Source organism: Lacticaseibacillus casei DSM 20011 = JCM 1134 = ATCC 393 (assembly GCF_000829055.1).
Taxonomy (GTDB): domain Bacteria; phylum Bacillota; class Bacilli; order Lactobacillales; family Lactobacillaceae; genus Lacticaseibacillus; species Lacticaseibacillus casei.
In genome coordinates, this window is record NZ_AP012544.1 from 2594358 (window position 1) to 2607361 (window position 13004).

Here is a 13004-nt window from a genome sequence, read left to right on the forward strand (position 1 = left end):
AATATTAGCTTATTCGATTTCTTGACAGTTTTACGCTAGAGAGTAACGACCTTTGATCTAAGGCCGGGAACGGCTGATCAAATCGATACAAAAGGTCGGCCCACAATAAGTTGAAATAAAGTTGTCTGTGTCTTTTCTCGTACTTCCAACGAGTATTGAGAGTCGGCCGTTTTAAAATCGAAAAATCAAGTCCAGATGATTTAGCTGTGCTTACGATGTCTTCACTCTCAAACTTTATGTCTATGTTATATAAGATGAAATGAAAGTTGCCCAGCAATGCACCTTGGACCGCAGTTAGCTTACCTCGCCAACTTAACTACCGCAATTATTTTGGTCAGTTCTTTGCCATTCGCCAGTAATAAAGTTCGATTACCATTGATGTGACTACCTCTTTGCTCATCGCTCGCCACGCCACTCAGCCTTAAATTCCGCCAAAAAATCTTCCATCACCCGCTGCCGATGCTCAGCAAGTTGCTTGGCAGCTGGGGTATTCAATTGATCTTTTAGCTTCAGCAACTTTTCATAAAAATGATCGATAACCGTACTATCCTTGTCTCGATAATTGCTTGGCGTTAAGTCAGTTCGCGGTGCCAGTTCCGGATCATACATGCGACCACCATGTGCGCCACCGTACATAAAGGCGCGGCCGATGCCGATTGCCCCAATAGCATCTAATCGGTCCGCGTCCTGTACCAGCTGACCTTCCAGGGACAAAGGCTGGTGCTTACCTAAATTGGCTTTAAAGGACATGTGGTCAATAATTTCAATAACCGCTTCAATCTGTTCGTCCGTCAAACCGGCCGCAGATAGAGCATGACGCGCCGCTGATTTTGCCGCGGCGACATCGTTAACCAGTTTGTCGTCATAAGTGTCATGCATCGTTGCTGCCGCGACAACGACGGCCGAATCAACGCTTGGAGTTTCGGCGACTATCCGCTTTGCCATCGCGATCACCCGCTCAATATGGTCGAATCCGTGACCACTGTGATCCTGTGTGGAAACGGAGCGCGCATAGGCTGTCAACGCCTGCCAATCAATCATGTAACGTACCTTCCAATCTTTCAAATGTGATTACCTGAACTAATTAACCGATAAGCTACCCTATTTGTTGCATGGCTTAACCTCGAGAGTTCATACTTAAAGTATAAAGAGGTTATGTAAAAGGGGGAACTTTAAAATGAAAAAGCATTGTTTGTCGGCGAGTCAATCGGTTAACCAATTCCATCGACTTTTCTCACCGGTGTCATCTTCGGACATCCCGTTGAATCAGCAAAATCTGCTATTCTGGATGGCCACGGATCTGACACCAAAAACGCCGACGAGTCTTGCCAAAGAGATGCATGTCACCAAAGCTGCCATCACCAAAGCCAGCGGGCCGTTGCTTGACCGCGAGTTGCTTGACAAGCAGCCTGACCCGGACGACTACCGCAGCTTCAAACTCGTCCTCAGCGAAGCGGGACAAGCCGCTGTCGAGGATCTGGGGCCCGAATACATGGGAAATCTCGAGCGCCTGTACAACGAATTGGGTGAAAAGAAATACCTTAAACTCATCAAACTGCTCAGCCAGGCCACCGGCGTCGCAGTCGAAGAATAAGCCAATCGGTCATGTTCGGCAATCCGCCTTACGCAGTGCTTGCGTGAGGCCTTTTTCGTATTTTCTCAACTGCGTTACAATAAACCCATAGTGACATATCACTCAACATTAAACAGTTTACTAATTCCGGCAAAGGAGTTCGATTCGATGGCAATTCCAGATCATATCAGTGTTCGCGGTGCTTATGTCAATAATTTGAAACACCTTAACGTGGATATCCCCTTAAACAAACTCGTGGCGATTACCGGTCGTTCAGGCTCCGGTAAAAGTTCGCTGGCGATGGGCGTTTTGTACGCGGAAGGCATGCGGCGGTATATGAGTGCCTTGTCGACTTATACGCGCCGACGGTTAGGGCAGACGAGTCCGGCGGCGGCTGATTCGGTCAAGCATATTCCCAGTGCGATCGCCCTCAGACAGCGGCCGGTTGTGCCTGGCATTCGCTCAACCGTTGGCACCGCCACGGAAGCCTTAAATGTGATCCGCCTGATGTTTTCTCGTCTCGGCTCACCGGTTTGTCCAAATGGTCACCGCGTTCCGCCGACACTTGATATTGCCAAGGCCATGGATCTGCCAAATGACGGCGAAAGCGGGATGGGCATGATCACCTGTCCGACTTGCGGGGTTCACTTTATGGCCTTTGCGGCAGAGGATTTTGCCTTCAATTCGACTGGCGCATGCCCAACCTGTGGCGGCACGGGTCAAGCGCGGACGCTGGCGGCCAATCGACTCATCCCCGACCAAACGCTAACCATTCGCCAAGGCGCCGTTGCCTCATGGCGGCTGCCCGGACGCAACTTCATGCCTTACGTAGCCCAGGCAATCGGCATTGACATCGATACCCCTTTCCAGGATCTGCCCAAAGACCAACAGGAACAGGTTTGGCATGGTCAACGAAAAAAATACGCCATCAACATCCCCAGCAAAACCGGCAGAGTTTTCCACATGGACCACGCACAATACGAAAATGCCTTCAATGCGGTCGAAGACTCTTTAGCCACCACCAAGAATGAACGCGCGATCCAGCGTCTGAATCGGTTCTATGAGTTCGGCGTTTGCCCGACTTGTCATGGCAGCCGGTTTGCGCCGAAACTGTTGTCACAACTTTTGGTTGATCAAAATATCGCGCAAGTCAGCGACATGACCCTGACGCAGCTTTCCGCTTTTATCCCGAAAATCTACCAGTGGCTGCCGGAAAATATGCAGGCATTGGCGCACGACATCATTAAAGAATTGACGCAGTTGCTTAAGCCGATCATGGATTTGGGCTTGAGCTACCTGACCTTAAGCCGGGCTGCTGCATCGTTGTCCACCGGTGAATTGCAGCGCATCCAGCTCAGTCGAACGCTACGCACCGAAACAACCGGCGTCCTGTACGTCCTCGACGAACCTTCTATCGGATTGCATGCCGCCAATGTTGCCGGTTTATTGGAAGTGATGCACGGCTTGGTTGATCAAGGCAACTCGCTGGTGGTCGTGGATCACAACACGGCGATCATCAACGCCGCCGATCAAATTGTCGAAATCGGCCCGGGTGCCGGTGTTGATGGGGGCCGCATTCTCGATCAGGGAGATCCCGCCACCGTTAGCCGCAATCCGCATTCGTTAATTGCCCCATTTTTAACCGGCAAAACCAAGCTCATCGTCCGCCCGCAAGCTGGTGCCGAAGCAGTTGGCAAGGCCAAGCAATTGCAGCTGACTGTGACGGATCGCTTCAACCTGCACAACTTGCATGTCGCCTTCCCGATTAATTGCTTCTCTGTTGTATCTGGCTTCTCCGGCGCTGGCAAGTCGACACTCATTTTCGACGCGTTAGTCCCGGCATTGTCAGCAACGAAAGATCAGCCGGGCCCGACTTTTGTCCGCGATCTCAAAAGCGGCGGCATTCGGCATGTGGTCGCCATTGACGCGACGCCGGTTGGCAAAAATGTGCGTTCAACTGTTGCCACTTATACTGACATTCTCGATCACCTGCGCCATCTGTTCGCCGCTTTGCCAGACGCCAAAGCCAAGCATTATACCAGCAGTCACTTCTCCTATAACGTCAAGGCAGGTGCTTGCCCGACTTGTGGCGGTACCGGTGTGATCAATCTGGACATTCAGTATTTGCCGGATATGCAACAAACTTGCCCTACCTGTCATGGTCGTCGCTATAATCCCGAAGTGTTGAAAATCAAATGGCACGACCGCAGCATTGCCGACCTGCTGGATCTCGACGTGGATACCGCACTCAACGTTTTCAAGGACGAATCGGCAATTGCCCATACCTTGCAAACACTCCACGACATGGGACTTGGCTATCTGCATTTAGGCGAAAGCACACCAACGCTATCCGGTGGTGAGGCCCAACGACTCAAGCTGGTTGCACACATGGGCCGTTCCCAAAAAGACACGCTATTCGTCTTCGATGAACCTTCCGTTGGGCTGCATCCCCTTGATGTTCAAACATTAGTGGCAGTTTTCCAGCGCCTTTTAAAAACCGGCGCAACCGTCATTGCCATTGAACACGACCTAGATGTTATTGCCAACGCCGATTACGTCTTGGACTTAGGACCAAAAGGCGGCGCTGAAGGCGGCCAAGTCATGGCAGCCGGCACGCCACAAGCCATCGCCCGTCAAGGCCACGGCGAAACCGCCAAATACTTAGCGGCACATCTGGCGGCTTTTCAGGTTAAATGAGAACAAACAAAAACGGCTCCGGAGATCATCTCTAGAGCCGTTTTTTTATATCCAGCGCGAAACGATTGCGCCTTATGCGTTCAAAATATCATCAATTTGCTGAACCTCTTCGGCCGTGAATGTCAGATGCTCCGTCGCTTTGAGGTTATCTTCCAAATGCTCAACCGATGTCGTGCCGATGATAACGCTGGTGACGACCGGATCACGCAAAAGCCATGCCAACGCCATCTGGGACAATGTCTGGCCACGTCCTTGGGCAATTTTGTTCAAGTCATTGAGCTTCTTAACCACGGCATCCTTACCTTTTGCAAAAGTGCCTTTGTTGGTGCGATGGATCTGGAAGCTATCCGGAATGCCATTCAGATACCGATCGGACAACAACCCTTCTGACAATGGGCCATACGCAATCAACCCGGCGCCATTCGCCTTAAGGGCATCTGTCAGGCCGGAAGTTTCTGCCTCGCGATTGAACATGTTGTAACTGAACTGGTTCAAGACAAACGGGGTATGCAGGTCTTTAAACATCGCAATGGCCTCTTTGGTCTGCTCCGTATCATAATTGGAAATGCCGATATACAAAGCCTTGCCATCCCGTACGGTTTGATCAAGCGCATTGACGGTCTCTTCCAACGCCACCGTGTCATCAAAACGATGTGCATAATAAATGTCGACATAATCCAGACGCAACCGTTTGAGGGAATCATTCAGTCCTTGAATGACGGCTTTGCGTGAAGTGCCGATGCCATATGGGCCTGGGTGGATTTCATAGCCGACCTTCGTGCTAATCACCAATTCATCACGATAATCCTTCAAATCAGTTGCCAGAATCTGTCCCAACAGCGTTTCGCTCGAACCGTATCCCGGATCAACATCGCCGTTACCATAATGATTGGCCACATCAAAATGAAAAACACCATGATCAAACGCATCCAGAATCACCGAACGCCGCGAATTAAACGGATCCAGATTACCATAATGCTGCCACAATCCTAAAGAAATTGCCGGCAACATCAACCCTGTCTTACCGGCATGACGAACCGGCATCTTCGCATAACGATCTGTTGCTGCATGATACATGAACAAAGCCCCCTTAGTTGTCAGTGAGCGTGAGCCAGCCCGGTTAGAAACCGGAGTGTAAGTGGCCTTGGGCGTGATGGTCGGGCTTTGACCATTGCGACCAAGGTCCTTACACGCAGGTTTCTGGGCTGGCGAACGCGTTATAGTGAGCGTAAGCCGACTTCTGCGCCGGCGAACGCGCTAATGGCAGACAGTTACAAAATAAAAACGTTACAACATTTACCATCTCTATCGTGGCAAACGTTCAACAAACAAGCAACTGGAAACCCTGTTTTCTCCATAAAAATTTATTTTTCAAAAAAATCCGTCAAAAAGTGCGCCACGCCGTCATCGACATTGGTATCAGTCACATATCGGGCAACACGCTTGACTTCGGGCACGGCATTGCCCATGGCCACACTCACACCAGCGGCCTGCAACATTCCTAAATCATTAAGGCCGTCGCCAAAAGCAATCGTGTGGTCCGGCCCAATGCCGGTCTTTTCCTGTAGTTCGCGCACAGCATTGGCTTTGTCGACATGCTTGGGAATTAATTCCAAGTTAGTATGCTCAGAAGCCGAGACATGCAAAACATCACGCGCCTCCAAGGCCGTTTTTCCGGCATCCAAAGCTTTCGTATCATTGGGGCCAAAAATAATGCCATTCGTAATCACCGCGGCGTGGTTCAACAGTTCCTTTATCGATGGCACACCGACCACCTTAATTTCAACCGATTTAGGCGCAAACTTGCGGGCGGCTGCTTCGATGGCAGGTGGCAGTGTTCCGGTGAAATAAACGGTATCATCGCTAAAGTACAAGGCGTTAAGATTCAAATCGGCACTGACTTCTTCAACTGCCGTCAATGCGTCTTCACCAAGTGTGTGATGCACCCGCTCACCGGAAAAATCATACACAGCGCCATTAGAAGCGATAATGCTGGCATCCGGCTGAAACTGTTTGGCGACAACTTCCGCCAGCGCATGCATGCGCCCGGTCGCAACATAAAAAGCTGCGCCCGCCGCCACCGCATTTCCCAATGCCTGAGCTGTGTTTGCTGTGACATCATGATGATTGGCCGTTAACGTCCCGTCAATATCACTTACGATTAAGTATTTGGCCATAATCGATCCTTTCTTTTGAGTGAGCGTGAACCGGCGCGCTTAGGAGTCGAAGTGTAAGCGGCCTTGGGCGTGATGGTCGGGCTTTGACCATTGCGACCAAGGTCCTTACACGCAGGCTCCTGCGCCGGTGAACGCGTTATAGTGAACAAACCCTTATATGAAATCGGCCATAGAAACATCACAAGTTTCTATGACCGATTCTCTTTAACACTCATCAATACAATCATTTCAAATACGTTTCCGATAACCGCTTAAACCAAACGCTTATCGCAATCGCTGCTTAAAGTCCCTGCGGCAGCTTATCAATCTGCGCAGCATACCATTCTTGCCATGGTGTTTCCGGAGCGCCTTGTGCATTGTACTTAACCTTAACCTGCTTCAGAAGATCCAGCAGATTACCTGACCGATGCGTCAACAAGCCGCTCGTCAATTCCTCCCGCGTTAAAGTACGGTTGTCGAGGAGATAATGGTTAATATCGGCCAAATCTCCTTGCTTATCAAGCTGGGAGAAAACGTCTAACCCCGCTCCAAAGAACCGGTTAAGGTAAAATTTTGCAAAAGTTTCCCGTGCGGTCTGTTGTGCCGCTTCATTCAATTGATCGATCGTTGTGTTGCTAGCTGCCATGACTAAATTCGTCCTTTCTATTTTATTCCATTATAACCACTTTTAGGCCGTTTTTGAAAAGCCCTCTGCCGGCAACGTCGCCGTTTTCAAAAAATAAAGAAATATTTTTAGGATTTTGAAACTTTCCGCCTTTAGTACCTTGATATTGGAGAACGAATGTTATAATATGCCACTTATGTTGGGAATTTTTGAAAGGCTGGAGGCATTATGGAAAAAGAAAAATTACATCTCGGGGACGCTGTGGTTTGTCAGGTTAAGGAAGACATGGAAGCGCCTTTTACCGGGAAAATCGAGAAAGTTTACGAAAACTCTGCATTGCTCACCATTACTGACTATGCAGAACAAGACCGACAGAATGCTTCAGAGCTGAATTTTAAGATTGTAACAAATTTCCACGCCATGACCAAAAACCTTGGCGGCGGCACTGTCTTGGCATTCCCCCCAGAATCAGCCGAGGATCAGAAAAAATAATCATCCGATAACGATCAGCCAAGCATGACTTACTAACGCTGTGGCCATGCCGGTTGTTATTGTTTACTTAGTCGCATCCCAATAGAACAAACTACCCCCGGCAGCCCGCAAACTAGGCTATCCGGGGTTTTTAGTAGCTAAAACTTAACTTAGGTGTTTAAACGACTTGTAGCTATCTTGACTGCCAAGGCATTTTCGTTGTCAAGATGGCGAATTTGGGTACAATAAGTGGCGCGGTTCACACATTATCATTAAAAGGCGGCAATCCATATGCAAATCAAAGATCAGCCCATCCACGAAAGTCTATTAATCGGCACGTTGCTTACCGGCGCTGCTGGTAGCTTTGATGCGTTTACCTACTTGCTGCACGGTGAAGTCTTCGCTGGCTTGCAAACCGGGAATGTTATCCTATTAGGTGTGCATCTTAGTCAGGCACAATGGTATACGGCGATTCGTTATATCGTACCGATTCTGGCCTTCATGTTCGGCACGATGGCGGCACGGGCCATTCAACTGCAAGCCGATAAACGTCAACATCCCTTGAGTGAACAACGCTGGATCGTTCAGTACGAAATTGGGTTAATTTTGCTTGTCAGTCTGCTGGGTCGCTGGCTGCCTGACTTAGTCGCCAGCGCCATGGTCTCGCTCATTGCTGCCGCCCAACTTCAGGAGTTCCGCCGGTTACGCGGGGGCCCGTTTACTTCATTAATGATGACCGGCAATCTCCGGACAGCTGCTCAGAATCTCTATGATGGCTTCATTCGCGGCCAGCAAAAAAGCCGCGAATCCGCAGCTGTGATCGGTACCATTATCCTGAGTTTTGCGGCTGGCGCTGGTATCACCAGCATCCTCACCCACTATATCGGCACCTATGCTTTGGCCGGCGCGGCACTATGCCTAATCGCCATTGACGGCATTTTCTGGCAAGACCAGATTAAACTGCATTAAGCGCTGGCTTCCCCAGCCACTTTCTGCCCCTGATGCAGGAAGCCTAAGTCATTAAAATCGGTGACCCGAAAACGCTCATTAGTCCACGATAATTTGGTCACACTGGCATTGTCGAGCATTTCCCGTCCATCAATGTTGTAGTGGATGTAATTCAACCACATCAACGCAGCGGTTCCGTGGGTCACCACCAAAACGCGCTGCCAATCTTTTGTCTCGGCTTCCACGGCAATTGCGCGCAAAGTCCGATTGAGCCGTTCCTGAACCATGCGATTCGTCTCGGCAGTATTCGGATGCTGATCCATATTAGCCGCAAACGCCGCATCAGCCGTTTGCGCCAAAGTGATTTCGCGATTGGCCAAGGCTTTGTGAAAATTGGCAACACCCATGGTCGCTAATGAAAAATCATTCGCCAGCTGCCCTTCAAACTTGCCATAATTTTCTTCACGTAAGCCCATCAGCGTTGTGACCGGCAACGGTTCATCTAGCCCGCTTAAAATAAAATGCGCCGTGTCGATTGCGCGGGTCAAATCACTCGCAAATGCCGCATCAAATCGAATGCCTGCTGTCTTAAACCCTAATCCCAATGCTTTGGCATCCGCAATGCCTTTGGCGGTTAAGGCAGAATCAACCATTCCCTGAACCCGTTTTTGAACATTAAATTCGGTTTGCCCGTGACGGACAAGATAAAGCGTTGTCATGATAATAATCCCCTAATTCCATTTCTCTTGCTGACTTGTCCCTAAGCCAGTTTCAGGTAATCCGCTAAATAATCCGCAACGCCATCGTGTTCGTTATCACTTGGCGTATGCGCGTCCGCCGCTGCAAGAATGGCTGGGCGCGCATTTTTCATGGCCACCCCATGACCAGCAAATTGCAGCATATCCAAATCATTCATATCGTCGCCAAACGCAATGATATGCGACTGATCAATGCCGTAACATCCCGCCACATAAGCCAATGCCCGGGATTTACTCGTATTGCGGCTGGTGACTTCCAATGCCGTGTACTCCCCGCTCCAGGCGCCCCAGGTCTTGGCCGCCAGATGCGGATACAACGCCGCAACCTGCGCGGCAACCGGTTTAAAGATCTTGGCTTCCATAAACATGGTGACCGAAATCGGCGCCTGCCGCAACCCCTGCTCATCCAACAACGCATCAGGATGCAGGCGATCCGGTAAAAACGGGATGTTGGCGTATGGCCGATCCGCCACCAACAAGCGCTTGCCTTCTGCCACCATGACCTTAAACGCAAACTCTTGCTTCAACTGGCGCAAAGACAAGGCAACCGGAATCGGAATTGTGACTTCCTTTTCATACTGCCAGTGGCGGTGCGGCATGTGAATCAAGGCACCGTTAAAATTGATCATCGGCCTTTGCAGCTTCAAAGCATCATAAAATTGTTCGGAAATCGCATCCGGGCGGCCAGTGGCAATGACCACCAAATGACCTGCTGCCTGCGCCGCCTGCAAAACAGCGATCGTGCCAGCGCTCAACTGGCCATCAGCGTTCAAGGTCGTACCATCCAAATCCAGTGCGATAAGATAACGATTCATGCAGCAGCCTCTTTTCAATCTTTTTTCGAAAATGATCAAGGATAGCCATCTGCAACCCGTTCCCCTACAATAGGTAGTTAGAAAGCGAGGACAAGATGGCTGAATCAATTGTACTTTATACAGACGGCGGCAATCGCAACACCGGCAATCACGCAGGTGGCTCAGTCCGTCCCACCGATAAAAGCGCGTGGGCGGCGTTACTGATCTATGGGAAGCATGAGAAAATGCTCTCTGAAGGCGATTACGGCCGAACCAATAATTATATGGAAATTATGGCGGTGATTCAAGGATTAAAAGCGATCAAGCGCACCGATATTCCGGTCGACGTTTACTCCGATTCCGCATACGTGATCAACACCATGCAACAGCGCTGGTGGGTCAAGTGGCAGCAAAACGGCTGGCGCAATCACGGCAAGCCGGTTAAAAACGCGGAGCTATGGCAGGCACTGCTGCATCAAATCAATCGCTTCGATCACGTGACATTTCATAAAGTGAAGGGCCATGCGACCAATCATAACAACAATCGCGTTGATGAGGCATTAAACCAAACCATGGATCGGCTCGATGATCGCTCCTGACTATTTTACCCTTGATGGCCTAAAAAAGCTTCTCCATAGGTCTCCGCTAAGAATCCGTTAATCACCTGCTGCATCTTTTGGACAGAAGGTGATTTTTTAATGGTCGGATTAATCACCAAACATAACGTCCGGGAAAATGGTTCAGAAAACGGATAAACATTAACATCCCCCACCAACTTCTGCAAGGCCAGTTTGGGTAAAATGCCAAGCCCCAAGCCCGACTCAACCATTGATAAAATACTTTGGTCATCAATTGAGTAGTTGATGGTGTTTGTCGACACATGATAACGGTCCAAAGCGCGCTTGGTATCGCGGTCGTAGTCGATTTGTTGAAGAATAAAGTTCCGCTTTTCGACATCCGCCTGCGTCACTGTTTTACCATTCTTGGGTTTGAAGCTTTTCGGCGTGATACAGTAAATCGGATCTTTCAACAACGGCTCCACGACCACCCCCGGGCCAACCGGCAGTGATGAAAATCCCAGATCAGCCGTCCCCAATCGAACGGCATCCACAATGCGATTGAAGGTCCCTTGAACCACGCTGATTTCAATGTGCGGATACCGCTTTTTAAACCGCTGAATAATCGTGGGCAGCCAATTCGTGGACACCGACGAAAACGCGCCGATGCGAATGCGCCCGGTATTGACGCCATTGATGTTATCGGCAACCTGTGACAGTTGCTCCTCAAGATTTTGAATACTTTGAATAATCGGCAACACCTGCGCACCGTCTTCGGTTAGGGTCACGCCGGTGCGATTGCGAATCAGCAGCGGAAAGCCTAGCTCGCTTTCCAGTTGGCTGATGCTGTGGCTGACCGCACTCGGTGTGACATTTAATTCCGCCGCCGCTTGCGCCAGTGTGCCGCGTTCAACGACCTTGCTAAAAACCTCATACGAAAAATTACCCGTGATATTTTTTCTTCCCTTTCACCGCGAAGCTGAAGTGACAGCGCTTGTCACTTCAGCAAGACAAATCCCGTCACATCAATCGCCAAGCGTGTTCGTTCTTTTTAGCATGAACAATATTCAACTTAACCTGAAATAGTTGAGCTTTACTCAATCATACGAGCCGTTTTACACTAGTGTCAATAAGAAAGCGTTGATCGGATTTTTGAACCAGCGCGACGAAGGTATCGCGCCGCTTCTTGCATCGATACCAAAGGGGGATTTTCATCATGAAATTCGCAAAACGTACACAAAAAACCGGTAAATCAGGCTTAGAGGATCTGTTCGCGGCTTCCGGCCCGAATGTGATTTCCTTTGCCGGCGGTTATCCGGATCGCAGCCTGTTCCCGACTCAGCAGCTCAACCGCGCTTTTAAGCACAGTTTTACCAGCGGCGATACCGAATTGCTGCAATACGCCAGCACTCAAGGCTACCTGCCATTACAGGAAAAGATTGCGGCGCGGCTGCGAGCCACCGGTATGCGGACACGTGCTGCCGATATCATGATGACGCAAGGTGCCCAGCAAGGCATCGATCTGGTCGCGCGGTTAATGCTTGATCCTGGCGACGGTCTGGTGGTTGAAGCGCCAACCTACTTAGGCGCCTTGGCTGCGTTTAATGCTTATCAGCCAACTTATTACGAAGTGCCGATGCAGGACGATGGCATTGACATCAACGCTTTGCAACGAGTCTTGATGAGCCGTTCCGTCAAGTTCATCTACACGGTACCGGATTTTCAAAATCCAACCGGCATCGTGATGTCGCTTGCCAAGCGGAAGGCCATGATTCGCCTTGCCAATCAATACGACGTAATGATCCTCGAAGACAATCCTTACCGTGATCTTCGCTATGATGGCAAGCCACTGCCTACCATCAAATCAATGGATACAGAAGGCCGCGTCATCTATCTCGGCAGCTTCAGCAAGATCCTCTCACCTAGCTTGCGAATGGGCTGGTTAGTTGCTGCACCGGAACTTTTGAAAGAGCTGATCGCATTAAAAGGCGGCAGCGACCTGGAATCCAGCAACCTGACCATGCACGGCATCAATGATTACATGGAAGAAAACGATCTGGATGCGCACATCAAGCAGATTCAGGATCGCTACCGGGAGAAGAAGGATGCGATGGTCGCCGCCATGACCCGCTACATGCCGGCTGAAGCCCACTTCAACAATCCTGACGGTGGCTTCTTCCTATGGCTCACCATGCCGGCTGGTTTTGACATGGGTGCCTTCATGAAGCAGCATCTATTGCCGGAAAACAACATCTCCTATGTGCCATCGGCCAATCTATATGCGACCTCCGCGCAAGTCAACGGCGCCCGGCTCAACTTCACCGGCCCGACCTTAGATCAAATTGACACCGGTATCAAGGCATTAGGCGATGCTTTGAAAATGGCATTGCACCAGCCTACTTTGGTTGCCGAGCGGGCTTAGTTC

At 50.0% G+C, this 13004-nt stretch carries 14 protein-coding genes; 7 read left to right on the forward strand and 7 right to left on the reverse strand.

Going from position 1 to position 13004, the window contains the following annotated elements:
* Window positions 1-396 precede the first annotated feature (396 nt).
* Window positions 397-1041, reverse strand: a complete 645-nt coding sequence (locus LBCZ_RS12510; RefSeq protein ID WP_039639900.1) for an HD domain-containing protein — start codon at window positions 1039-1041, stop codon at window positions 397-399.
* A 136-nt stretch (window positions 1042-1177) separates the two neighbouring features.
* Between LBCZ_RS12510 and LBCZ_RS12515 the strand changes: the two genes are divergently transcribed.
* Both LBCZ_RS12515 and LBCZ_RS12520 read left to right on the forward strand, forming a co-directional pair.
* On the forward strand, window positions 1178-1594 hold the full coding sequence (locus LBCZ_RS12515) for a MarR family transcriptional regulator (protein WP_025013121.1): 417 nt from the start codon (window positions 1178-1180) through the stop codon (window positions 1592-1594).
* 147 nt (window positions 1595-1741) lie between these two features.
* On the forward strand, window positions 1742-4270 hold the full coding sequence (locus LBCZ_RS12520) for an excinuclease ABC subunit UvrA (protein WP_025013122.1): 2529 nt from the start codon (window positions 1742-1744) through the stop codon (window positions 4268-4270).
* Window positions 4271-4342: 72 nt separating this feature from the next.
* On the opposite strand, the gene LBCZ_RS12525 is transcribed toward LBCZ_RS12520, so the two are convergent.
* From LBCZ_RS12525 to LBCZ_RS12535, 3 genes are all read right to left on the reverse strand, one after another.
* Window positions 4343-5347 carry an aldo/keto reductase gene (locus tag LBCZ_RS12525; RefSeq protein WP_025013123.1) on the reverse strand — a complete coding sequence of 335 codons (1005 nt, stop codon included), beginning with the start codon at window positions 5345-5347 and terminating at the stop codon, window positions 4343-4345.
* 287 nt (window positions 5348-5634) lie between these two features.
* Window positions 5635-6447 (reverse strand): Cof-type HAD-IIB family hydrolase, encoded by an 813-nt coding sequence (locus LBCZ_RS12530; protein WP_025013124.1) that lies wholly within the window; start codon window positions 6445-6447, stop codon window positions 5635-5637.
* A gap of 280 nt (window positions 6448-6727) precedes the next feature.
* Window positions 6728-7072, reverse strand: coding sequence for a hypothetical protein (locus LBCZ_RS12535; RefSeq protein ID WP_025013125.1), 345 nt, complete (start codon window positions 7070-7072; stop codon window positions 6728-6730).
* 207 nt (window positions 7073-7279) lie between these two features.
* Between LBCZ_RS12535 and LBCZ_RS12540 the strand changes: the two genes are divergently transcribed.
* Entirely contained in the window at window positions 7280-7543 is a 264-nt protein-coding gene (locus tag LBCZ_RS12540) for a hypothetical protein (RefSeq protein WP_025013126.1), read from the forward strand.
* 270 nt (window positions 7544-7813) lie between these two features.
* Window positions 7814-8491, forward strand: coding sequence for a YoaK family protein (locus LBCZ_RS12545; RefSeq protein ID WP_039639897.1), 678 nt, complete (start codon window positions 7814-7816; stop codon window positions 8489-8491).
* Here LBCZ_RS12545 and LBCZ_RS12550 read toward each other — a convergent pair.
* Together LBCZ_RS12550 and LBCZ_RS12555 are read right to left on the reverse strand one after the other, a co-directional pair.
* Window positions 8488-9189 carry a histidine phosphatase family protein gene (locus LBCZ_RS12550; RefSeq protein WP_025013127.1) on the reverse strand — a complete coding sequence of 234 codons (702 nt, stop codon included), beginning with the start codon at window positions 9187-9189 and terminating at the stop codon, window positions 8488-8490. The genes LBCZ_RS12545 and LBCZ_RS12550 overlap by 4 nt on opposite strands.
* A gap of 41 nt (window positions 9190-9230) precedes the next feature.
* Window positions 9231-10043, reverse strand: a complete 813-nt coding sequence (locus LBCZ_RS12555; protein ID WP_025013128.1) for a Cof-type HAD-IIB family hydrolase — start codon at window positions 10041-10043, stop codon at window positions 9231-9233.
* A gap of 95 nt (window positions 10044-10138) precedes the next feature.
* Here LBCZ_RS12555 and LBCZ_RS12560 point away from each other — a divergent pair, with 95 nt between their 5' ends.
* Complete coding sequence (locus LBCZ_RS12560) at window positions 10139-10621, forward strand: ribonuclease H family protein (RefSeq protein ID WP_025013129.1); 483 nt, start codon at window positions 10139-10141, stop codon at window positions 10619-10621.
* Between the two features lie 5 nt (window positions 10622-10626).
* Here the strand turns inward: LBCZ_RS12560 and LBCZ_RS12565 are convergent, their stop codons facing one another.
* Window positions 10627-11478: a LysR family transcriptional regulator gene (locus LBCZ_RS12565; protein ID WP_191995919.1), complete on the reverse strand. Its 852-nt coding sequence runs from the start codon at window positions 11476-11478 to the stop codon at window positions 10627-10629.
* Between LBCZ_RS12565 and LBCZ_RS16430 the strand changes: the two genes are divergently transcribed.
* A complete protein-coding gene (locus LBCZ_RS16430; protein WP_191995915.1) occupies window positions 11372-11665 on the forward strand; it encodes a hypothetical protein in 294 nt (97 codons plus the stop codon). The genes LBCZ_RS12565 and LBCZ_RS16430 overlap by 107 nt on opposite strands.
* A 130-nt stretch (window positions 11666-11795) precedes the next feature.
* Window positions 11796-13001 carry an aminotransferase-like domain-containing protein gene (locus tag LBCZ_RS12570; protein WP_025013131.1) on the forward strand — a complete coding sequence of 402 codons (1206 nt, stop codon included), beginning with the start codon at window positions 11796-11798 and terminating at the stop codon, window positions 12999-13001.
* The last annotated feature ends 3 nt before the right edge of the window (window positions 13002-13004 follow it).